We start from the raw sequence: 21,748 nt of genomic DNA, 5'->3' as shown, positions 1-21,748 counted from the left end.
TACTTCTCCCTTTCGCTTTGTGCATTTGCACAATGTCGCCGCTTATTATCTTCCCTATGCTTGAGCTCTGCTCACAGGAGGGGTTTATGGCTGGTTGGCATCTTGATACCAAAATGGCGCAGGATATCGTGGCGCGTACCATGCGCATCATTGATACCAATATCAACGTAATGGATGCCCGTGGGCGGATAATCGGCAGCGGCGATCGCGAACGTATTGGTGAATTGCACGAAGGCGCGCTGCTGGTGCTTTCGCAGGGTCGGGTGGTCGATATCGACGATGCGGTGGCACGTCACTTGCACGGTGTACGACAGGGGATAAACCTGCCTCTGCGTCTGGAAGGCGAAATCGTTGGCGTTATCGGCCTTACCGGCGAGCCGGAGCATCTGCGCAAATACGGCGAGTTAGTGTGTATGACCGCCGAAATGATGCTGGAACAGTCGCGCTTAATGCATCTGTTAGCGCAGGATAGCCGTCTGCGTGAAGAGCTGGTGATGAACCTGATTCAGGCGGAAGAGAATACGCCAGCGCTGATGGAATGGGCCCAGCGTTTAGGCATTGATTTGAACCAGCCACGCGTGGTGGCGGTGTTGGAGGTCGATAGTGGCCAGCTTGGCGTTGACAGTGCGATGGCGGAGTTACAGCAATTGCAGAATGCGTTGACCACGCCCGAACGTAATAATCTGATTGCGATTGTCTCTCTGACCGAGATGGTGGTGCTGAAACCGGCGCTCAATCAGTTTGGCCGCTGGGACGCTGAAGATCATCGTAAGCGGGTTGAGCAGCTTATTGCCCGCATGAAAGAGAACGGACAGCTGCGTTTTCGCGTGTCGCTGGGCAACTATTTTACCGGGCCTGGTAGCATTGCCCGTTCGTATCGTACGGCGCGCACCACCATGATGGTCGGTAAACAGCGGATGCCGGAAAGCCGTAGCTATTTCTATCAGGATTTGATGTTGCCAGTGCTGCTGGACAGCCTGCGCGGTGGCTGGCAGGCCAATGAACTGGCGCGTCCGTTGGTGAGGCTGAAAGCGATGGATAACAATGGGTTGCTGCGTCGGACATTGGCGGCATGGTTTCGTCATAACGTCCAGCCGCTGGCCACCTCAAAGGCACTGTTTATTCACCGCAATACGCTGGAATATCGCCTGAATCGTATTTCAGAACTGACCGGGCTGGATCTGGGGAATTTTGACGACAGACTGCTGCTGTATGTGGCGTTACAGTTAGATGAGCAGCATTGATTAATTGCCTGATGGCGCTACGCTTATCAGGCCTACGAGGATATACCTGTAGGCCGGATAAGGCGTAAGACGCCGCCATCCGGCAACAAACGGCTTATTTACGCGTCAGTTTTTCCAGATCGGCTTCAATTTCGCTGATCTTGTTGGTCACGACGCTTTCGAGATGACGTAAATCATCAAGGATCTTGCGTTTAAGATCGACTTCGCTGCGATCGCGCTGGCAGATCTGATCCAGTTCATCGATCACATAGCGCAGGTTGGGACTGATCTCCTGCACTTCTTTGTAACCCTGGCCGATGCCATCAGCTACCACCGTTTTGCGCTGACGGGGATATTTGAACTTCACGCTCTTGGCAAAAAACTCGCCTTTATCCTTTTGGAAATAGATTTTCAGGATATCGTTGTTGGCTTCTTGCCGCAGGCTGTAACGATCGATCTCTTCAGGATTAGTAATGCCCAGACTTTTCAGATTGTCATACATAGCGGTACCCTTAAGCTCACTATAACCATTGAATAATTAACGAAAAGCCTTGTTTATGCCACTCGCAGATGTAAAAAAAGCGGGCTAAGCCCGCTTTTTCAAATCGCTGTTAGTCGATAGTGCGCAACAGTTCGTTGATTCCCACTTTGCCACGCGTTTTGGCATCGACTTTCTTCACAATCACCGCGCAGTACAGGCTGTATTTACCATCTTTCGACGGCAGGTTGCCGGAGACGACCACGGAGCCTGCCGGAACGCGACCGTAATGCACTTCGCCAGTTTCGCGATCGTAAATACGGGTGCTCTGACCGATGTACACGCCCATGGAGATAACAGAACCTTCTTCGACGATCACGCCTTCAACCACTTCAGAGCGTGCGCCGATGAAGCAGTTGTCTTCGATGATGGTTGGGTTAGCCTGCAACGGCTCCAGTACGCCGCCGATGCCAACGCCGCCGGACAGGTGTACGTTTTTACCGATTTGCGCACAGGAACCGACTGTCGCCCAGGTATCAACCATCGTACCTTCATCAACATAAGCGCCGATGTTTACGTAAGATGGCATCAGCACGGTGTTACGGGCGATAAACGCACCCTGACGCACGGCCGCAGGCGGAACCACGCGGAAACCTTCCTTCTGGAAGCGCGCTTCGTCGTAGTTGGCGAATTTCATCGGTACTTTATCGAAGTAACGGCTTTCCGCACCTTCGATGACCTGATTATCGTTAATACGGAAAGAGAGCAGGACCGCCTTTTTCAGCCACTGATGTGTGACCCACTGACCCTCAATCTTCTCTGCGACGCGCAGTGCACCGGAATCCAGTAAAGAAATAACCTGATTCACCGCTTCGCGGGTTACGGTATCTACATTTGCCGGAGTAATGTCGGCACGGCGCTCGAAAGCGGACTCAATAACGTTCTGTAACTGCTGCATTGTTAAACTCTTTCCATAATAAATAAAAACATCACCCTTTATCGTTTGGATTGAGGGCCTCTGTCAACCGTTGATGCACTTCCTGCTGCAGCTCATTATTAAGGGCGCGCCGGTCGGCGGTGGCGATTATGAATAAATCTTCTACTCGCTCGCCAATGGTTGTAATTCTGGCGCCATGCAGCGAAATTCCCAGATCGGCAAAAATCTGCCCGACCCGCGCCAGCAGGCCGGGCTGGTCGAGAGCGATAAGCTCCAGGAATGATTTTCGGTCGGTATGGGTCGGCAAAAAGGTAACTTCAGTATCGACGGTAAAGTGGCGTAATTTTGCCGGCTGGCGACGCGGTTGCGGTGGCTGCCAACTGCGCTGCGTGATGGCCTGTTCCAGTCCAAAACGGATCGCTTCATGTCGGTCTGAAGACAGCGGGCTGCCGTCCGGTTCCAGTACGATGAACGTATCCATCGCCATCCCATCGCGGGTAGTGAAAATCTGCGCATCGTGGACGCTAAGATTACGCCTGTCCAGTTCGGCGCAGACGGCGGCAAACAGGTAAGGGCGGTCAGGGCTCCAGATGAAAATTTCTGTCCCGCCGCGCGTGGCCTGTGGGCTGAGCAGGATCAGCGGCTTGCTGAGATCGTGTTTCAGCAGATGGCGCGCATGCCAGGCCAGCTGATTTGGGCTGTGACGCACGAAGTAGTTGGCGCGACAGCGTGACCAGATGTGGTGCAACGCTTCTTCATCAATGTTGTCCATCCGCAGTAGCGCCAGCGCCTGAAGCTGATGATGGCGTACACGCTCACGCATATCCGGCGTATTTTGCATGCCACGACGGAGTTGTTTTTCCGTTGCAAAGTACAGCTCACGTAGCAGGCTTTGCTTCCAGCTATTCCACAGCGTTTCGTTGGTGGCGCAAATATCCGCGACGGTCAGACACACCAAAAAGCGCAGACGGTGTTCCGTTTGTACCTCTTCGGCGAATTGCTTGATCACTTCGGGATCCTGAATATCGCGGCGCTGAGCGGTCACCGACATCAGCAAATGCTGGCGCACCAGCCACACGATCAGCTGCGTTTCGCGGGAATTCAGGCCGTGCAGTTCGGCGAATTTGAGCACGTCCTGAGCGCCGAGTACTGAGTGATCGCCGCCGCGGCCTTTGGCGATATCGTGGAACAGAGCGGCAATAAGAATCAACTCCGGCTGTCGCAGACGCGGCCATAGATCCACACAAAGCGGATGGCGCTGACGGGTCTCTTCGTTAGCAAAACTTTCCAGCTTGAGCATTACGCGGATGGTGTGTTCATCCACCGTATAGGCATGAAACAGGTCAAACTGCATTTGGCCGACAATATGCGACCATTGCGGCATATAGGCCCACAACACGCTGTGGCGATGCATCGGCAGCAGACCGCGGCTCACCGCGCCCGGATGGCGTAACATGCTGAGAAACAGCGATCGTGCTTCCGGGATGTAGCACAGCGGCTGCGTTAAATGACGGCGGGCATGACGCAGATGGCGCAGCGTGGTGGAGTAAATTCCGCTGATCGCGCTGTTACGCACCATGATGTAAAACATCCGCAGTATCGCTTCTGGTTTGCGGATAAACAGATCGTCGTTGCGCAGATCGATCAACGTGCCGCGCAGTTGAAAGTCGTCATCAATCGGGCGCGGTTTTTCATCGGCGGGCATGGCGAGGATCGCCTCGTCGAACAGTTGCAACAGCATGTGATTCAGTTCGCTGACCCGTCGGGTGACGCGGAAATAGTCTTTCATCATCCGCTCGATAGGCTCGTTGCCTTCGCCGCCGTAGTTTAGCCTTTGCGCCACGCTGAGCTGGCGGTCAAACAGCAGGCGGTTGTCGTAACGACTAACGACCAGATGCAGGGCGAAGCGAATCCGCCACAGGATATGCAAACATTCATTCAGCTCGGCGCGTTCAGCCAGTGTCAAAAAGCCGAAGCCGACCATTTCGTCCAGTGAGGTGGCGCCAAAATGGCGACGCGCCACCCATTGCAGGGTATGGATATCGCGCAGGCCGCCGGGACTGCTTTTGATGTCCGGCTCCAGGTTGTAGCTGGTGCCGTGATAGCGCTGGTGGCGCTGATTCTGCTCTTCCACTTTAGCGGCGTAAAACTTGTCGGAAGGCCAGAAACCTTCGCTAAAAATATGCTTTTGCAGCTCCAGAAACAGCGCCACATCGCCGATCAGCAAGCGTGTTTCAATCAGGTTGGTGGCGACGGTTAAATCTGACAATCCTTCCAGCAGACACTCTTCCAGCGTACGCACGCTATGCCCAACCTCCAGCCTCACGTCCCATAGCAGCGTTAACAGCTCACCGACTTTCTCGGCCTGCGCATCAGGCAGCTTTTTACGACTCAGGATCAGCAGGTCAATATCGGAAAGCGGGTGCAATTCGCCTCGTCCGTAGCCACCAACGGCAACCAGCGCCAGATCGGCTATTTGCCCGAACCCAGCTTCTATCCACAAACGCTGTAGCAGTTGGTCAATAAATTCGGTGCGGGCCTCAATGAGCTGTTCTGCGGAAATTCCACTGTCAAACGCTTCGCCTAACCAGTTCTGGAAGGTGTCGATATGCGCTTTAATGCCGGAGCAGTTGAGATCTTGCTGTGGCCATGTCCCTGGGTTTTGCGGTTGGCCAGGCAGGGTGGGGAGGGCAGTATTTGCGTGCTGTTCAGGAAGAGTATTCATTATGCGCCACCCATTAAAAAGCCGGATGATGGCGTGAACGCCTTATCCGGCCTACTAAGTAGTACAATTTGTAGGCCTGATAAGATGCGAATGCATCGCCATCAGGCAAAACATTATTCGCCGTGTGTGATGATCGCCGGGATGGTGTCATCCTTGCGTAACGTCAGAATTTCACAGCCGTTTTCCGTCACTACAATAGTATGCTCGTACTGTGCAGACAAGCTCCGGTCTTTGGTTTTCACCGTCCAGCCGTCTTTCATGGTGCGGATGCGGTAATCACCGGCATTCAGCATCGGTTCTATGGTGAACGTCATGCCCGGCTGCAGTACCACACCACCGTCGTCTGCATCGTAGTGCAGAACCTGTGGCTCTTCATGGAAGCCGCGACCGATACCGTGACCGCAGTATTCACGAACAACAGAGAAACCTTCGCCTTCCGCGTATTTCTGAATCGCAGCGCCCAGCGTGCGCAGGCGAATGCCCGGTTTTACCATTCGCAGCGCCAGATACAGGCTTTCCTGTGTGACGCGGCACAGACGCTCGCCCAGAATAGTAGGTTTGCCGACGATAAACATCTTGGAGGTATCGCCGTGGTACTCGTCTTTAATCACGGTTACGTCGATGTTGACGATGTCGCCGTCTTTCAGAAGTTTGGCGTCGTCCGGGATCCCGTGGCACACGACTTCATTAATAGAGATACATACGGATTTCGGATAGCCGTGATAGCCCAGGCAGGCGGAAATAGCCTGCTGCTCATTCACGATGTATTCATTACAGAGGCGATCCAGCTCGCCGGTGCTGACGCCCGGTTTAACAAACGGCGCGATCATTTCCAGTACATCAGCGGCCAGGCGGCCAGCGACGCGCATTTTTTCGATTTCTTCAGGGGTCTTGATTGAGATAGCCATAAATTCTGTCCATCAGTGCCGATGATATCGGCAATAATTGTTTAAGTGCTGCCAATGGTATCAGTCTGGGGTGTACCCTGCCAAATTGAGAATCATTCTGAACTTCGCCTTTCGTGCCACAGATGCGTTGGCTACATTTTTTCACCCCAGTCACTTACTGGTTGTAAGCTCCCGGGGATTCAAAAATTTGCCGCCTTCCTGTAACACGAAATTCATCGTTCATTCAGCACAGGCCGCCAACAATTATTGGTGTCGGTGGCGTATTTGTGGTATAAAGCGCGCCGGACTTCCGATCCATTCGAAGACTACACACGATGGACGGGAGCGACAAATCTCACTTTGTGTAACAACACACACGTATCGGCACATATTCCGGGGTGCCCTTTGGGGTCGGTAATATGGGATGCGTGGAGGCTTAACCCCAACTTTTATATATAGAGGTTTTAATCATGGCAACTGTTTCCATGCGCGACATGCTCAAGGCTGGTGTTCACTTCGGTCACCAGACCCGTTACTGGAACCCGAAAATGAAGCCGTTCATCTTCGGTGCGCGTAACAAAGTTCACATCATCAACCTTGAGAAAACTGTACCGATGTTCAACGAAGCTCTGGCTGAACTGAACAAGATCTCTGCTCGTAAAGGTAAAATCCTTTTCGTTGGTACTAAACGCGCTGCAAGCGAAGCGGTGAAAGAAGCTGCTAACAGCTGCGACCAGTTCTTCGTGAACCATCGCTGGCTGGGCGGTATGCTGACTAACTGGAAAACCGTTCGTCAGTCCATCAAACGTCTGAAAGATCTGGAAACTCAGTCTCAGGACGGTACTTTCGAAAAGCTGACCAAGAAAGAAGCGCTGATGCGTACTCGTGAGCTTGAGAAACTGGAAAACAGCCTGGGCGGTATCAAAGATATGGGCGGTCTGCCGGACGCTCTGTTCGTAATCGATGCTGACCACGAGCACATTGCTATCAAAGAAGCAAACAACCTGGGTATCCCAGTATTTGCTATCGTTGATACCAACTCTGATCCGGACGGTGTTGACTTCGTTATCCCGGGTAACGACGACGCAATCCGTGCTGTGACCCTGTACCTGGGCGCTGTAGCTACTACCGTTCGTGAAGGCCGTTCTCAGGATCTGGCTTCCCAGGCGGAAGAAAGCTTCGTAGAAGCTGAATAATAAGGCACGCTCGTTAGAGCCCTTATAGACCAGGTAGTATCACGTTTGGTTAGGGGGCCTGTATATGGCCCCCTTTTTCACTTTTAAATCTGTGCGGTTTCATGCCGGGCAGATCAAATCTTCCGAGGATTTTAGAATGGCTGAAATTACCGCATCCCTGGTAAAAGAGCTGCGTGAGCGTACTGGCGCAGGCATGATGGATTGCAAAAAAGCACTGACTGAAGCTAATGGCGACATCGAGCTGGCAATCGAAAACATGCGTAAGTCCGGTGCAATCAAAGCGGCGAAAAAAGCAGGCAACGTTGCTGCTGACGGCGTAATCAAAACCAAAATCGACGGCAACATCGCTTTCATTCTGGAAGTTAACTGCCAGACTGACTTCGTTGCTAAAGATGCTGGTTTCCAGGCATTTGCTGACAAAGTACTGGACGCTGCCGTTGCTGGCAAAATCACTGACGTTGAAGTTCTGAAAGCACAGTTCGAAGAAGAACGTGTTGCTCTGGTTGCTAAAATCGGTGAGAACATCAACATCCGTCGCGTTGCTTCCCTGGAAGGCGAAGTTCTGGGTAACTACCAGCACGGTGCTCGTATCGGTGTTCTGGTTGCTGCAACTGGCGCTGACGAAGAACTGGTTAAACAGCTGGCAATGCACGTTGCTGCAAGCAAACCAGAATTCGTTAAGCCGGAAGACGTTTCCGCTGAAGTGGTAGAAAAAGAATACCAGGTTCAGCTGGACATCGCTATGCAGTCTGGCAAGCCGAAAGAAATCGCAGAGAAAATGGTTGAAGGCCGCATGAAGAAATTCACCGGCGAAGTTTCTCTGACCGGTCAGCCTTTCGTCATGGAACCGAGCAAATCTGTTGGTCAGCTGCTGAAAGAGCATAACGCTGACGTAACTGGTTTCATCCGCTTTGAAGTGGGTGAAGGCATCGAGAAAGTTGAGACTGACTTTGCAGCAGAAGTTGCTGCGATGTCCAAGCAGTCTTAATTTTTAAAGGAGCCGCCTGAGGGCGGCTTCTTTTTGTGTCTGGCTTGTAAATTCAGCGAACCGCTATAGTGGTCATGCTGAAAAGCGACATACAATGTCGCCGGAATTAACTCATCTCATTCGTTGACAGTCTCAGGAAAGAAACATGGCTACCAATGCAAAACCCGTCTACAAACGTATTCTGCTTAAGTTAAGTGGCGAAGCTCTGCAAGGTTCAGAAGGCTTCGGTATTGATGCAAGCATCCTCGACCGCATGGCTCAGGAAATCAAAGAGCTGGTTGAGCTGGGTATTCAGGTTGGCGTAGTGATTGGTGGTGGTAACCTGTTCCGTGGCGCTGGTCTGGCGAAAGCGGGGATGAACCGCGTTGTGGGCGACCACATGGGCATGTTAGCCACCGTAATGAACGGTCTGGCGATGCGCGATGCGCTTCACCGCGCCTATGTGAACGCTCGCTTGATGTCCGCAATTCCTCTGAACGGCGTGTGTGATAACTACAGCTGGGCCGAAGCTATCAGCCTGCTGCGTAACAACCGCGTTGTTATTTTGTCTGCGGGTACCGGCAATCCGTTCTTCACCACCGATTCTGCAGCCTGCCTGCGCGGTATTGAAATTGAAGCGGATGTGGTTCTGAAAGCCACCAAAGTCGATGGCGTATTTACTGCCGACCCGGCTAAAGATCCAACGGCGACTATGTACGAACAGTTGACCTACACTGAAGTACTGGATAAAGAGCTGAAAGTAATGGATCTTGCCGCGTTCACGCTGGCTCGTGACCACAAATTACCGATTCGTGTCTTTAACATGAACAAACCAGGTGCACTGCGCCGTGTTGTTATGGGTGAAAAAGAAGGCACGTTAATCACGGAATAATTCCCGTTGCGGCTAAATGCAGGTAATATTCCGCTTTAATGTCGCGGGATACGTCCCTCAAAATTAATCAAGACTATACTTGTCACATCTTGCGTGGCGGGTATGGTCTGACTGAAACAAGCTTTCAAGGATTCGTAACGTGATCAACGATATCAGAAAAGATGCTGAAGTACGCATGGACAAATGCGTCGAAGCGTTCAAAAACCAAATCAGCAAAATTCGCACGGGTCGTGCTTCTCCTAGCCTGCTGGATGGTATTGTCGTGGAATATTACGGCACGCCGACTCCGCTGCGCCAGCTGGCAAGCGTAACGGTTGAAGATTCCCGTACCCTGAAAATCAACGTATTTGACCGTTCTATGGGTCCAGCCGTTGAGAAAGCAATCATGGCTTCCGACCTCGGTCTGAATCCAAGCTCTGCGGGCTCTGACATCCGCGTTCCGCTGCCGCCGCTGACCGAAGAACGTCGTAAAGATCTGACCAAGATCGTACGTGGTGAAGCTGAAGGCGCGCGTGTTGCGGTACGTAACGTACGCCGTGATGCAAACGACAAAGTGAAAGCGTTGTTGAAAGAAAAAGAGATCAGCGAAGATGACGATCGCCGTTCTCAGGACGACGTACAGAAACTGACTGACGCAGCAATCAAAAAAGTTGATGCGGCGCTGGCAGAGAAAGAAGCAGAACTGATGCAGTTCTGATTCGCCTGTACGCTAAAAACGCCGCTTAGAAGGCCTGAGAAGGCTGGATGGCGGCGTTTTGCTTTTTTCTGTCTACATACTCTAAATAATTCAAGTTGCAGGAAGGCGGTGACGCCAAAGGCCGAGTAAAGCCAACGTACATGCAACTTGAAGTATGACGAGTAAAATTCTTCTGGATGTCCGATGAAGCAATTAACCATCCTGGGATCAACCGGTTCCATTGGTTGCAGTACGCTGGATGTAGTACGCCATAACCCGGAAAAATTTCGTGTTGCTGCGTTGGTGGCGGGTAAAAATGTTGCCCGTATGGTAGAGCAATGCCTGGAGTTTGCGCCTCGCTATGCGGTAATGGATGATGAAAAAAGCGCGGCACAGGTAAAAGCTGCTCTTTTGGCACAGGGTAGCCGTACCGAGGTGATGAGCGGGCAGCAGGCTGCCTGTGATATGGCTGCGCTGGATGATGTTGATCAGGTCATGGCAGCGATTGTCGGCGCAGCGGGTTTGCTGCCGACGCTGGCGGCAATTCGTGCGAGCAAAAGCATTTTGCTGGCGAATAAAGAATCTCTGGTGACCTGCGGTCGTCTGTTTATGGACGACGTGAAACGCCACAAAGCGCAGCTTTTGCCGGTAGATAGCGAGCATAACGCGATTTTTCAGAGTTTACCGCAACCTATCCAACACAATCTGGGATACGCTGACCTTGAGCAAAACGGCGTCATGTCAGTTCTGCTTACCGGGTCTGGTGGCCCATTCCGTGAAACGCCATTGCGCGATCTGGTCTCTATGACCCCCGATCAGGCATGCCGTCATCCGAATTGGTCGATGGGACGAAAAATCTCTGTCGATTCCGCCACCATGATGAACAAAGGTCTGGAATACATTGAAGCGCGTTGGTTATTTAATGCCAGTGCAAGCCAGATAGAAGTGCTGATTCATCCGCAGTCGGTTATTCATTCGATGGTCCGTTATCAGGATGGTAGTGTTCTGGCGCAGTTGGGTGAACCTGATATGCGTACACCTATTGCCCATACGATGGCATGGCCAGAACGTGTGACGTCCGGTGTTAAGCCTGTCGACTTTTGCAAACTCAGTGCGTTGACGTTTTCCGCACCTGATTACCAGCGTTATCCGTGCCTGAAACTGGCGATGGACGCGTTTGAGCAAGGTCAGGCGGCGACGACCGCACTCAATGCCGCGAATGAAATTACCGTTGCCGCATTCCTGGCGCAGCAGATCCGATTTACCGATATTGCCGATCTCAATTTATCTGTACTGGATAAGATGGATTTGCAGGAACCGCAGAGCGTTGACGACGTGTTGAAGGTCGATGCCACCGCGCGGGAAGTCGCCAGAAAAGAAGTGATGCGACTCTCAAGCTGATGATAATCCCTCTACGGAGAATCGTGCTATTTGTTAGCGTTGGGCTTCAGTGATATAGTCTGCGCCACCCGATCGCGGGTATTTGCTTTTTTTCGGTCGGGTAAGCCGTGGTTTGACACGGCTTTTTTGTGGATAGGCTTCAGTATTCCTGAGTACCGTAAATCCTTTCAGGGACTAATAACGCGTTATGTTGTCTGCAACTAAACCATTAAGCGAAAATTTGCCAGCACATGGTTGTCGCCATGTCGCAATTATCATGGATGGCAATGGCCGCTGGGCGAAAAAGCAAGGGAAGATTCGCGCCTTTGGGCATAAGGCTGGAGCAAAATCCGTCCGCCGGGCTGTCTCTTTTGCTGCCAATAACGGTATTGATGCGTTAACGCTGTATGCCTTTAGCAGTGAGAACTGGAACCGACCTGCGCAGGAAGTGAGCGCGTTAATGGAACTGTTTGTGTGGGCACTTGATAGCGAAGTGAAAAACCTGCATCGCCATAACGTACGCCTGCGTATTATCGGGGATATCAGTCGATTTAACTCACGTTTGCAAGAACGGATTCGCAAATCAGAAGCGATTACCGCCCAGAATACCGGGTTGACGCTGAATATTGCAGCGAATTACGGTGGACGGTGGGATATTGTCCAGGGAGTCAGGCAACTGGCACAACAGGTGCAGGACGGTGTGCTGCATCCTGAGCAAATCGATGAAGAGATGCTTGGGCAGCAAATTTGTATGCATGAGCTGGCTCCTGTGGATTTAGTGATAAGGACTGGGGGAGAGCACCGAATTAGTAATTTTCTGTTGTGGCAAATTGCCTATGCCGAACTTTACTTTACCGATGTTCTCTGGCCCGATTTCGATGAACAAGACTTTGAAGGTGCGCTGCATGCCTTTGCTAATCGTGAGCGTCGTTTCGGCGGCACCGAACCCGGTGATGAAAAAGCCTGATGGGGGTCGCTTTTGCTGAAGTATCGCCTGATTTCTGCTTTTGTTTTAATACCCGTTGTCATCGCGGCGCTGTTTTTGCTGCCGCCGGTGGGGTTCGCCATTGTTACGTTGGTCGTCTGTATGTTGGCCGCCTGGGAATGGGGACAGTTAAGCGGTTTTACCACGCGTACGCAGCGAGTCTGGCTGGCGGTTTTGTGCGGGCTATTGCTGGCACTGATGCTATTTTTGCTGCCAGAGTACCATCGCGATATCCATCAACCGCTGGTTGAAGTATCGCTGTGGGCGTCGCTGGGCTGGTGGGTCGTAGCACTGTTACTGGTATTGTTTTACCCAGAGTCTGCGTCGGTCTGGCGTAATTCCAAAACATTACGCATAATTTTCGGCGTGTTAACCATTGTCCCGTTCTTTTGGGGAATGCTGGCGCTACGTGCATGGCACTATGATGAGAATCATTATAGTGGCGCGCTATGGCTGCTGTATGTCATGATCCTCGTCTGGGGAGCGGACTCTGGTGCGTATATGTTTGGTAAGCTATTTGGCAAACATAAGCTGGCGCCGAAGGTTTCTCCTGGAAAAACCTGGCAGGGTTTTTTTGGCGGACTCGCCACTGCGGCCGTAATCTCATGGGGTTATGGCATGTGGGCGAATCTTGAAGTTGCGCCTGTCACCTTGCTCATTTGCTCCATCGTTGCAGCCCTGGCCTCCGTGCTGGGTGACCTGACCGAGAGTATGTTTAAGCGTGAAGCAGGTATTAAGGACAGTGGTCACTTAATTCCAGGACACGGCGGTATTCTGGATCGTATTGATAGCCTGACGGCTGCGGTACCGGTCTTTGCCTGCCTGTTGTTACTGGTGTTCAGGACGCTCTAACGGATGGTCTTATGCTGAGTATTCTCTGGAATTTGGCTGCATTCATCATTGCACTTGGTGTGCTTATCACCGTGCATGAATTTGGTCATTTCTGGGTTGCACGGCGCTGCGGAGTCCGCGTCGAACGCTTTTCCATTGGCTTTGGAAAAGCGCTTTGGCGGCGTACCGATAAATCAGGTACGGAATACGTCATCGCCATGATTCCCCTCGGCGGTTACGTCAAAATGCTGGATGAGCGCGCTGAACCGGTCGCACCGGAATTGCGCCATTACGCCTTCAACAATAAAACGGTTGGACAACGTGCTGCTATTATCGCCGCAGGTCCGATTGCAAACTTCCTTTTTGCTATTTTTGCTTATTGGCTGGTGTTTATCATTGGCGTCCCTGGCGTTCGTCCGGTTATTGGTGAAATAACACCCAACTCGATTGCTGCACAGGCGCAAATTCAGCCGGGTACGGAACTAAAAGCGGTTGATGGCATCGAAACCCCTGATTGGGATGCCGTGCGATTGCAACTGGTATCCAAAATTGGCGATGAGCATACGACCCTCAGCGTGGCGCAGTTTGGCAGTAACCAGCGACAGGACAAAACGCTGGATTTACGCCATTGGGCATTTGAGCCAGACAAAGAGGATCCTGTCTCTAGTTTGGGCATGCGTCCGCGTGGTCCGCAGATTGAACCGGTACTGTCAGAAGTGCAGGTTAATTCCGCTGCAAGTAAGGCGGGTTTGCAAGCGGGCGACAGGATCGTTAAAGTCAATGGTCAGTCGCTGACGCAATGGATGACGTTCGTGACGCTGGTGCGCGATAATCCGGATACGCCGTTAGCGCTAGATATTGAAAGACAAAGAAGTTCCTTGTCTTTAACGTTAACCCCAGATTCAAAACAGGTTAACGGTAAGGCAGAAGGGTTTGCGGGCGTGGTGCCTAAAGTTATTCCTCTGCCTGATGAGTATAAGACTGTACGCCAGTATGGGCCCTTCAGCGCCATCCTCGAAGCCTCGGATAAAACGTGGCAGTTGATGAAGCTGACGGTCAGTATGCTGGGAAAATTGATTACCGGTGATGTAAAACTGAACAACCTCAGTGGGCCGATTTCTATCGCCCAGGGGGCTGGGATGTCAGCGGAGTTCGGGATTATTTATTACCTGATGTTCCTTGCGCTTATCAGCGTGAACTTAGGGATAATCAACCTGTTTCCGTTGCCCGTTCTTGACGGGGGGCATCTGCTGTTCCTGGCGATTGAAAAGCTGAAGGGCGGTCCGGTATCCGAGCGGGTTCAAGACTTTAGTTATCGCATTGGCTCTATCTTGCTGGTGTTGTTAATGGGGCTTGCACTTTTCAATGATTTCTCTCGGTTGTAAGAGAGTGTTAGGAAGAACGCATAATAACGATGGCGATGAAAAAGTTGCTCATAGCGTCGCTGCTGTTTAGCAGCGCCACCGTATACGGTGCTGAAGGGTTCGTAGTGAAGGACATTCATTTCGAAGGCCTACAGCGAGTCGCCGTTGGTGCGGCTCTCCTCAGTATGCCGGTGCGCACAGGCGACACGGTTAATGATGAAGACATCAGTAATACCATTCGTGCTCTGTTCGCCACCGGAAACTTTGAGGATGTCCGCGTCCTGCGCGATGGTGATACCCTTCTGGTTCAGGTAAAAGAACGTCCGACGATTGCCAGCATTACTTTCTCCGGTAACAAATCGGTGAAAGATGACATGCTGAAGCAAAACCTCGAGGCGTCTGGCGTGCGTGTTGGCGAGTCTCTGGATCGCACAACGCTTGCCGATATCGAAAAGGGCCTGGAAGATTTCTACTATAGCGTCGGTAAGTACAGCGCCAGTGTGAAAGCGGTGGTGACGCCGTTGCCGCGTAACCGCGTTGACCTCAAGCTGGTCTTCCAGGAAGGTGTTTCGGCGAAGATCCAACAGATCAATATCGTCGGCAACCATGCCTTCTCGACTGACGAACTTATCTCTCACTTCCAGTTGCGTGACGAAGTGCCGTGGTGGAACGTGGTGGGCGATCGTAAATACCAGAAACAGAAGCTGGCGGGCGACCTTGAAACCCTGCGTAGCTACTATCTGGATCGCGGTTATGCTCGTTTCAACATTGATTCCACTCAGGTCAGCCTGACGCCGGATAAAAAAGGCATCTACATCACCGTTAACATCACTGAAGGCGAGCAGTACAAGCTTTCTGGGGTTCAGGTGAGCGGTAACCTGGCCGGGCACTCCGCCGAAATTGAGACCCTGACGAAGATCGAGCCAGGTGAACTCTATAACGGCACCAAAGTGACCAAAATGGAAGATGATATCAAGAAGCTTCTGGGTCGCTATGGCTATGCCTATCCGCGCGTTCAGTCGCAGCCTGAAATCAACGACGCCGACAAAACCGTTAAATTACGTGTAAACGTGGATGCGGGTAACCGTTTCTATGTGCGTAAGATCCGTTTTGAAGGTAACGACACTTCTAAAGATTCCGTTCTGCGTCGCGAAATGCGTCAGATGGAAGGTGCATGGTTGGGCAGCGATCTGGTCGATCAGGGTAAAGAGCGTCTGAACCGTCTGGGTTACTTTGAAACCGTTGATACCGATACTCAGCGTGTTCCAGGCCGTCCGGATCAGGTTGATGTGGTCTACAAGGTCAAAGAGCGTAACACCGGTAGCTTTAACTTCGGCGTCGGTTACGGTACCGAGAGCGGCGTGAGTTTCCAGGCTGGCGTTCAGCAAGATAACTGGTTAGGTACCGGTTATTCTGTCGGGATTAACGGCACCAAAAACGACTACCAGACCTATACTGAGTTGTCTGTCACTAACCCGTACTTCACCGTTGATGGTGTGAGCCTTGGTGGCCGCGTCTTCTATAACGACTTTGAAGCGGATGATGCAGACCTGTCCGACTATACCAACAAAAGTTATGGTACAGACGTGACGCTGGGCTTCCCGGTCAACGAATACAACACGTTGCGTGCGGGCCTGGGTTATGTACATAACAAACTGTCCAATATGCAGCCGCAGATCGCAATGGATCGTTATCTTGAGTCGATGGGACAATCCGCTGATACCAGCAGTTTTGCCGCTGATGATTTCACCTTTAACTACGGTTGGACATACAACAAGTTAGACCGTGGTTATTTCCCGACAGACGGTTCGCGTGTCAACCTGAACGGTAAAGTCACCATTCCGGGTTCAGACAACGAATACTACAAACTGTCGATGGATACCGCGACCTATGTGCCGATCGATGACGATCACAAGTGGGTTGTTCTGGGTCGTACCAAGGTAGGTTATGGGGATGGCATTGGCAGCAAAGAGATGCCGTTCTACGAGAACTTCTACGCCGGTGGTTCCAGTACCGTGCGTGGCTTCCAGTCCAACACCATTGGTCCGAAAGCGGTTTATAAAAAGGGTGCTCACACTGATCCTAATGATGACAATGATGATTACGAAGACTGTACTCAGGATTCAGGCTGTAAATCAGATGATGCGGTAGGTGGTAACGCCATGGCTGTTGCCAGCCTGGAATTTATTACCCCGACGCCGTTCATCAGCGATAAGTATGCTAACTCGGTCCGTACCTCCTTCTTCTGGGATATGGGTACCGTTTGGGATACGAACTGGGATCCGTCATCTGCGCCGTCGGATGTGCCGGACTATAGTGATCCGAGCAATATCCGTATGTCAGCGGGTATCGCGTTACAATGGATGTCCCCATTGGGGCCGTTGGTTTTCTCCTACGCCCAGCCGTTCAAGAAGTACGATGGAGACAAAGCGGAACAGTTCCAGTTTAACATTGGTAAAACCTGGTAACTGTTCTTCGCAAAGGAATGTAGTGGTAGTGTAGCGATGACTTTAGGCGATCTTGCATGGGATCGCCTGGCCACGCAAAGAACTGCACCTTCGGGTGCAAATGGGATGGTAAGGAGTTAATTGTGAAAAAGTGGTTATTAGCTGCAGGTCTCGGTTTAGCGATGGCAACGTCCGCACAGGCTGCTGACAAAATTGCAATCGTCAATATGGGTAGCCTGTTTCAACAGGTTGCACAGAAGACGGGTGTTTCTGCTACTCTGGAAAACGAGTTCAAAGGCCGTGCCAGCGAACTGCAGCGTATGGAATCCGATCTGCAATCTAAAATGCAGCGTCTGCAATCAATGAAAGCAGGTAGCGATCGTACCAAGCTGGAAAAAGACGTCATGGCTCAGCGCCAGACTTTCTCTCAGAAAGCTCAGGCTTTCGAGCAGGATCGTGCACGTCGTTCCAACGAAGAACGTGGCAAACTGGTTACTCGTATCCAGACAGCTGTGAAATCTGTTGCCAGCAGCCAGAGCATTGATCTGGTCGTTGACGCAAACACCGTTGCATACAACAGCAGCGATGTAAAAGACATCACCGCTGACGTACTGAAACAGGTTAAATAAGTAATGCCTTCAATTCGACTGGCTGATTTAGCAGAGCAGTTGGATGCAGAATTACACGGTGATGGCGATATCGTCATCACCGGCGTAGCGTCCATGCAATCTGCGCAAACTGGCAATATCACGTTCATGGTGAATCCTAAATACCGTGAACATTTAGGCGTATGCCAGGCGTCTGCCGTTGTGATGACGCAGGACGATCTTCCTTTTGCTAAGAGTGCGGCGCTGGTAGTGAAGAATCCCTACCTGACCTATGCACGTATGGCGCAAATTTTAGATACCACGCCTCAGCCTGCACAGAACATTGCACCCAGTGCAGCGATCGATGCGACGGCGAAGCTGGGTAATAATGTCTCTGTGGGCGCAAATGCGGTCATTGAGTCTGGCGTAGAACTGGGCGATAACGTGGTTATCGGTGCAGGTTGCTTCGTCGGAAAAAATACCAAAATCGGTGCAGGTTCACGCTTGTGGGCGAATGTGACGATTTACCACGACATCCAGATCGGTGAAAATTGCCTGATCCAGTCCAGCACTGTCGTTGGATCTGATGGATTTGGTTACGCGAACGATCGTGGTAACTGGGTGAAGATCCCCCAGCTTGGTCGCGTGATTATCGGCGATCGCGTCGAGATCGGCGCTTGTACCACCATTGACCGTGGTGCTCTGGACGATACTGTGATCGGTAATGGTGTTATCATTGATAACCAGTGCCAGATTGCGCATAACGTTGTGATTGGCGACAATACGGCGGTAGCCGGTGGCGTCATTATGGCGGGTAGCCTGAAGATTGGCCGTTATTGCATGATTGGCGGTGCCAGCGTGATCAATGGGCATATGGAAATATGCGACAAAGTTACGGTAACTGGCATGGGTATGGTGATGCGTCCTATCACTGAACCTGGCGTCTACTCCTCAGGCATTCCGCTACAACCCAACAAGGTATGGCGTAAAACAGCTGCACTGGTGATGAATATTGATGATATGAGCAAGCGCCTCAAAGCGATTGAGCGCAAGGTTAATCAACAAGACTAAAGCACCTTTTTTGCATGTCTGACTTTTCGGCCTGTCCCATTCATACGATTGCGACAGGCCGTGTTATTATTGCCTTTTAGTATATTTTGACAGGAAGAGTATTTTGACTACTAACACTCATACTCTGCATATTGAAGAGATTTTAGAACTTCTGCCGCACCGTTTTCCGTTTCTGCTGGTTGACCGCGTGCTGGATTTTGAAGAAGGTCGTTTTCTGCGCGCAGTGAAAAATGTATCCGTCAACGAGCCTTTCTTTCAGGGCCACTTCCCGGGTAAACCTATTTTCCCTGGCGTATTGATTCTGGAAGCGATGGCACAGGCTACCGGTATCCTCGCGTTTAAAAGCGTAGGAAAACTGGAACCAGGCGAACTGTATTATTTCGCGGGTATTGATGAAGCACGCTTTAAGCGTCCTGTCGTGCCTGGCGATCAGATGATCATGGAAGTGACTTTCGAGAAAACGCGCCGTGGCCTGACCCGTTTTAAAGGGGTTGCGCTGGTCGATGGTAAAGTTGTGTGCGAAGCAACGATGATGTGTGCCCGTAGCCGGGAGGCCTGATACGTGATTGATAAATCCGCCTTTATTCACCCGACCGCCATTGTAGAAGAGGGCGCCAGCATTGGTGCCAATGCTCACATTGGCCCATTTTGTATTGTTGGACCCCATGTTGAAATTGGTGAGGGTACCGTACTGAAGTCTCACGTTGTCGTGAATGGCCATACAAAAATTGGTCGCGATAACGAGATCTATCAGTTTGCCTCCATCGGTGAAGTTAACCAGGATCTTAAATATGCTGGTGAACCGACCCGTGTGGAAATTGGCGATCGCAACCGCATCCGCGAAAGCGTCACCATTCATCGTGGCACAGTGCAGGGCGGTGGAGTGACGAAGGTGGGCAGCGATAACTTACTGATGATTAATGCGCACGTCGCGCATGATTGTACGGTAGGCAACCGCTGTATTCTGGCGAATAACGCCACGCTTGCCGGACATGTTTCGCTTGATGATTTTGTTATCATCGGCGGCATGACTGCGGTGCATCAGTTCTGCATCATCGGTGCACATGTGATGGTTGGCGGCTGTTCTGGTGTAGCCCAGGACGTGCCTCCGTACGTTATCGCCCAGGGCAACCACGCGACGCCGTTTGGCGTCAATATCGAAGGTCTGAAGCGTCGTGGATTCACCCGCGAAGCGATTACCGCGATTCGTAACGCCTACAAAGCGTTGTACCGTAGCGGTAAAACGCTGGAAGAAGTGAAACCAGAAATCGCGGAACTGGCGAAACAGTATCCCGAAGTTCAGGCTTTCAGCGACTTCTTTGAGCGCTCAACGCGTGGCCTGATTCGTTAATGACTGAACAGCGTCCTTTAACGATTGCCCTCGTCGCCGGAGAAACCTCCGGCGATATTCTTGGTGCAGGGTTAATCCGTGCACTCAAGGCTCGTGTTCCCAATGCGCGCTTTGTTGGCGTGGCGGGGCCGCTGATGCAGGCCGAAGGCTGTGAAGCCTGGTACGAAATGGAAGAGCTGGCGGTCATGGGCATTGTTGAAGTGCTCGGACGCCTGCGCCGTTTACTGCATATTCGTGCCGACCTCACTCGCCGATTCACCGAATTAAAGCCGGATGTTTTCGTCGGCATTGATGCACCTGATTTCAACATTACCCTCGAAGGGAACTTGAAAAAACAGGGCATTAAAACCATTCATTATGTCAGTCCGTCCGTCTGGGCGTGGCGACAGAAACGCGTTTTCAAAATAGGCAGATCCACCAACATGGTGCTGGCCTTTCTGCCTTTCGAAAAAGCGTTTTATGACAAATTTAACGTCCCGTGCCGCTTTATCGGTCATACCATGGCGGATGCCATGCCATTGGACCCGGATAAAAATGCGGCGCGTGATGCTCTGGGCATTCCTCATGACGCTCACTGCCTGGCGCTACTGCCAGGAAGCCGCGGTGCAGAAGTGGAGATGCTCAGCGCCGATTTTCTGAAAACGGCGCAGCTATTACGCCAGCATTATCCGGATCTCGAAGTGGTGGTGCCGTTGGTGAATGCCAAACGTCGCGAGCAGTTTGAACGCATTAAAGCGGAAGTTGCACCGGAGCTTTCTGTACATCTGCTCAATGGTATGGGACGTGAAGCAATGGTGGCCAGCGATGCCGCACTGCTGGCTTCAGGTACCGCCGCGCTGGAGTGTATGCTGGCAAAATGCCCGATGGTGGTTGGCTACCGTATGAAACCCTTCACCTTTTGGCTGGCGAAGCGCCTGGTGAAAACGGATTACGTTTCGCTACCTAACCTGCTGGCGGGAAGAGAACTGGTTAAAGAGCTGTTGCAGGAAGAGTGTGAACCGCAGGCGCTGTCGCAAGCGCTGTTGCCATTGCTGGCAAATGGTAAAACCAGCCATGCGATGCACGACACATTCCGTGAACTGCACCAGCAGATCCGTTGCAATGCTGATGAGCAGGCGGCGGATGCGGTCCTGGAGTTAGCGCAATGATTGAATTTGTGTATCCGCATACGCATTTAGTCGCGGGTGTGGATGAAGTCGGGCGCGGCCCTTTGGTTGGCGCAGTCGTCACTGCTGCCGTCATTCTGGATCCGGCTCGCCCTATTATCGGTCTTAACGACTCAAAAAAACTGTCAGAAAAACGTCGCCTGGCGCTGTTTGATGAAATTAAAGAAAAAGCGTTAAGCTGGAGCCTGGGTCGGGCGGAACCGCATGAAATCGACGAGCTGAACATTTTGCATGCCACCATGCTGGCCATGCAGCGTGCGGTTGCGGGTCTGCATATTGCGCCTGAATACGTGCTGATTGACGGCAATCGTTGCCCGGCATTACCGGTACCGTCGATGGCGGTGGTCAAAGGTGATAGCCGCGTGGCGGAGATTAGCGCCGCATCGATTCTGGCAAAAGTGACCCGTGACGCTGAAATGGCGGCGCTGGATACGGTTTTTCCACAGTATGGTTTTGCACAGCACAAAGGTTATCCAACCGCATTTCATCTGGAAAAATTGGCACTGCATGGTGCGACTGAGCACCATCGCCGCAGCTTTGGCCCCGTCAAACGCGCACTGGGACTCTCGTCCTGATTCTTGTGTC

Annotated in this window: 20 protein-coding genes; 16 read left to right on the top strand and 4 right to left on the bottom strand. The window is 51.8% G+C overall.

All coding sequences use genetic code 11. The features are described from left to right. Positions 1-86 precede the first annotated feature (86 nt). The gene (gene cdaR, locus OGX97_RS03825) at positions 87-1,244 is read left to right on the top strand and encodes a DNA-binding transcriptional regulator CdaR (protein ID WP_003829189.1); all 1,158 of its coding nucleotides are present in this window, start codon (positions 87-89) and stop codon (positions 1,242-1,244) included. Positions 1,245-1,338: 94 nt separating this feature from the next. Here cdaR and OGX97_RS03820 read toward each other — a convergent pair whose 3' ends face one another. The 4 genes from OGX97_RS03820 to map all read right to left on the bottom strand — a co-directional run bounded on the left by OGX97_RS03820 (position 1,339) and on the right by map (position 6,271). Next, on the bottom strand, positions 1,339-1,725 hold the full coding sequence (locus OGX97_RS03820; RefSeq protein WP_005132126.1) for a DUF3461 family protein: 387 nt from the start codon (positions 1,723-1,725) through the stop codon (positions 1,339-1,341). A gap of 109 nt (positions 1,726-1,834) precedes the next feature. Next, the gene (gene dapD / locus OGX97_RS03815; protein ID WP_003829186.1) at positions 1,835-2,659 is read right to left on the bottom strand and encodes a 2,3,4,5-tetrahydropyridine-2,6-dicarboxylate N-succinyltransferase; all 825 of its coding nucleotides are present in this window, start codon (positions 2,657-2,659) and stop codon (positions 1,835-1,837) included. 31 nt (positions 2,660-2,690) lie between these two features. Beyond that, positions 2,691-5,363 (bottom strand): bifunctional uridylyltransferase/uridylyl-removing protein GlnD, encoded by a 2,673-nt coding sequence (glnD, locus tag OGX97_RS03810; RefSeq protein ID WP_286591916.1) that lies wholly within the window; start codon positions 5,361-5,363, stop codon positions 2,691-2,693. A 113-nt stretch (positions 5,364-5,476) separates the two neighbouring features. Then, the gene (gene map / locus OGX97_RS03805; protein ID WP_235125375.1) at positions 5,477-6,271 is read right to left on the bottom strand and encodes a type I methionyl aminopeptidase; all 795 of its coding nucleotides are present in this window, start codon (positions 6,269-6,271) and stop codon (positions 5,477-5,479) included. A gap of 449 nt (positions 6,272-6,720) precedes the next feature. Between map and rpsB the strand changes: the two genes are divergently transcribed. The 15 genes from rpsB (at position 6,721) to rnhB (ending at position 21,738) form a co-directional block, all read left to right on the top strand. After that, on the top strand, positions 6,721-7,446 hold the full coding sequence (gene rpsB / locus OGX97_RS03800; protein WP_003018553.1) for a 30S ribosomal protein S2: 726 nt from the start codon (positions 6,721-6,723) through the stop codon (positions 7,444-7,446). A 136-nt stretch (positions 7,447-7,582) separates the two neighbouring features. Then, positions 7,583-8,434, top strand: coding sequence for a translation elongation factor Ts (gene tsf, locus OGX97_RS03795; protein ID WP_003018551.1), 852 nt, complete (start codon positions 7,583-7,585; stop codon positions 8,432-8,434). Between the two features lie 145 nt (positions 8,435-8,579). Further along, positions 8,580-9,305, top strand: coding sequence for a UMP kinase (gene pyrH, locus OGX97_RS03790; RefSeq protein ID WP_003018549.1), 726 nt, complete (start codon positions 8,580-8,582; stop codon positions 9,303-9,305). 139 nt (positions 9,306-9,444) lie between these two features. Further along, on the top strand, positions 9,445-10,002 hold the full coding sequence (gene frr / locus OGX97_RS03785) for a ribosome recycling factor (protein WP_003018547.1): 558 nt from the start codon (positions 9,445-9,447) through the stop codon (positions 10,000-10,002). 183 nt (positions 10,003-10,185) lie between these two features. Beyond that, positions 10,186-11,382 carry a 1-deoxy-D-xylulose-5-phosphate reductoisomerase gene (ispC, locus tag OGX97_RS03780; RefSeq protein WP_235125365.1) on the top strand — a complete coding sequence of 399 codons (1,197 nt, stop codon included), beginning with the start codon at positions 10,186-10,188 and terminating at the stop codon, positions 11,380-11,382. Between the two features lie 187 nt (positions 11,383-11,569). Then, positions 11,570-12,328 carry a (2E,6E)-farnesyl-diphosphate-specific ditrans,polycis-undecaprenyl-diphosphate synthase gene (gene ispU, locus OGX97_RS03775; protein WP_008786266.1) on the top strand — a complete coding sequence of 253 codons (759 nt, stop codon included), beginning with the start codon at positions 11,570-11,572 and terminating at the stop codon, positions 12,326-12,328. Positions 12,329-12,340: 12 nt separating this feature from the next. Continuing rightward, a complete protein-coding gene (cdsA, locus tag OGX97_RS03770) occupies positions 12,341-13,198 on the top strand; it encodes a phosphatidate cytidylyltransferase (RefSeq protein ID WP_111466091.1) in 858 nt (285 codons plus the stop codon). 11 nt (positions 13,199-13,209) lie between these two features. After that, positions 13,210-14,562: a sigma E protease regulator RseP gene (gene rseP, locus OGX97_RS03765; RefSeq protein ID WP_286591913.1), complete on the top strand. Its 1,353-nt coding sequence runs from the start codon at positions 13,210-13,212 to the stop codon at positions 14,560-14,562. 29 nt (positions 14,563-14,591) lie between these two features. Beyond that, complete coding sequence (gene bamA / locus OGX97_RS03760; RefSeq protein ID WP_279850889.1) at positions 14,592-17,009, top strand: outer membrane protein assembly factor BamA; 2,418 nt, start codon at positions 14,592-14,594, stop codon at positions 17,007-17,009. Positions 17,010-17,131: 122 nt separating this feature from the next. Beyond that, positions 17,132-17,617, top strand: a complete 486-nt coding sequence (skp, locus tag OGX97_RS03755) for a molecular chaperone Skp (RefSeq protein WP_003018533.1) — start codon at positions 17,132-17,134, stop codon at positions 17,615-17,617. A 3-nt stretch (positions 17,618-17,620) separates the two neighbouring features. Then, entirely contained in the window at positions 17,621-18,646 is a 1,026-nt protein-coding gene (gene lpxD, locus OGX97_RS03750; RefSeq protein WP_006686790.1) for a UDP-3-O-(3-hydroxymyristoyl)glucosamine N-acyltransferase, read from the top strand. 103 nt (positions 18,647-18,749) lie between these two features. After that, positions 18,750-19,205: a 3-hydroxyacyl-ACP dehydratase FabZ gene (gene fabZ / locus OGX97_RS03745; RefSeq protein ID WP_003018528.1), complete on the top strand. Its 456-nt coding sequence runs from the start codon at positions 18,750-18,752 to the stop codon at positions 19,203-19,205. A 3-nt stretch (positions 19,206-19,208) separates the two neighbouring features. Beyond that, a complete protein-coding gene (gene lpxA / locus OGX97_RS03740; protein ID WP_003018525.1) occupies positions 19,209-19,997 on the top strand; it encodes an acyl-ACP--UDP-N-acetylglucosamine O-acyltransferase in 789 nt (262 codons plus the stop codon). Then, positions 19,997-21,145, top strand: coding sequence for a lipid-A-disaccharide synthase (gene lpxB, locus OGX97_RS03735; protein WP_235125305.1), 1,149 nt, complete (start codon positions 19,997-19,999; stop codon positions 21,143-21,145). The genes lpxA and lpxB overlap by 1 nt, the downstream gene beginning before the upstream one ends. After that, positions 21,142-21,738: a ribonuclease HII gene (gene rnhB, locus OGX97_RS03730; protein WP_003018518.1), complete on the top strand. Its 597-nt coding sequence runs from the start codon at positions 21,142-21,144 to the stop codon at positions 21,736-21,738. Before lpxB ends, rnhB begins: the two co-directional genes overlap by 4 nt. Positions 21,739-21,748: the final 10 nt, after the last annotated feature.

Source organism: Citrobacter sp. Cpo061, from assembly GCF_030332845.1.
Taxonomy (GTDB): Bacteria; Pseudomonadota; Gammaproteobacteria; order Enterobacterales; family Enterobacteriaceae; genus Citrobacter; species Citrobacter portucalensis.
The sequence above is the reverse complement of the archived record's forward strand: the minus strand, read 5'-3'. Positions and strand labels throughout refer to the sequence as shown.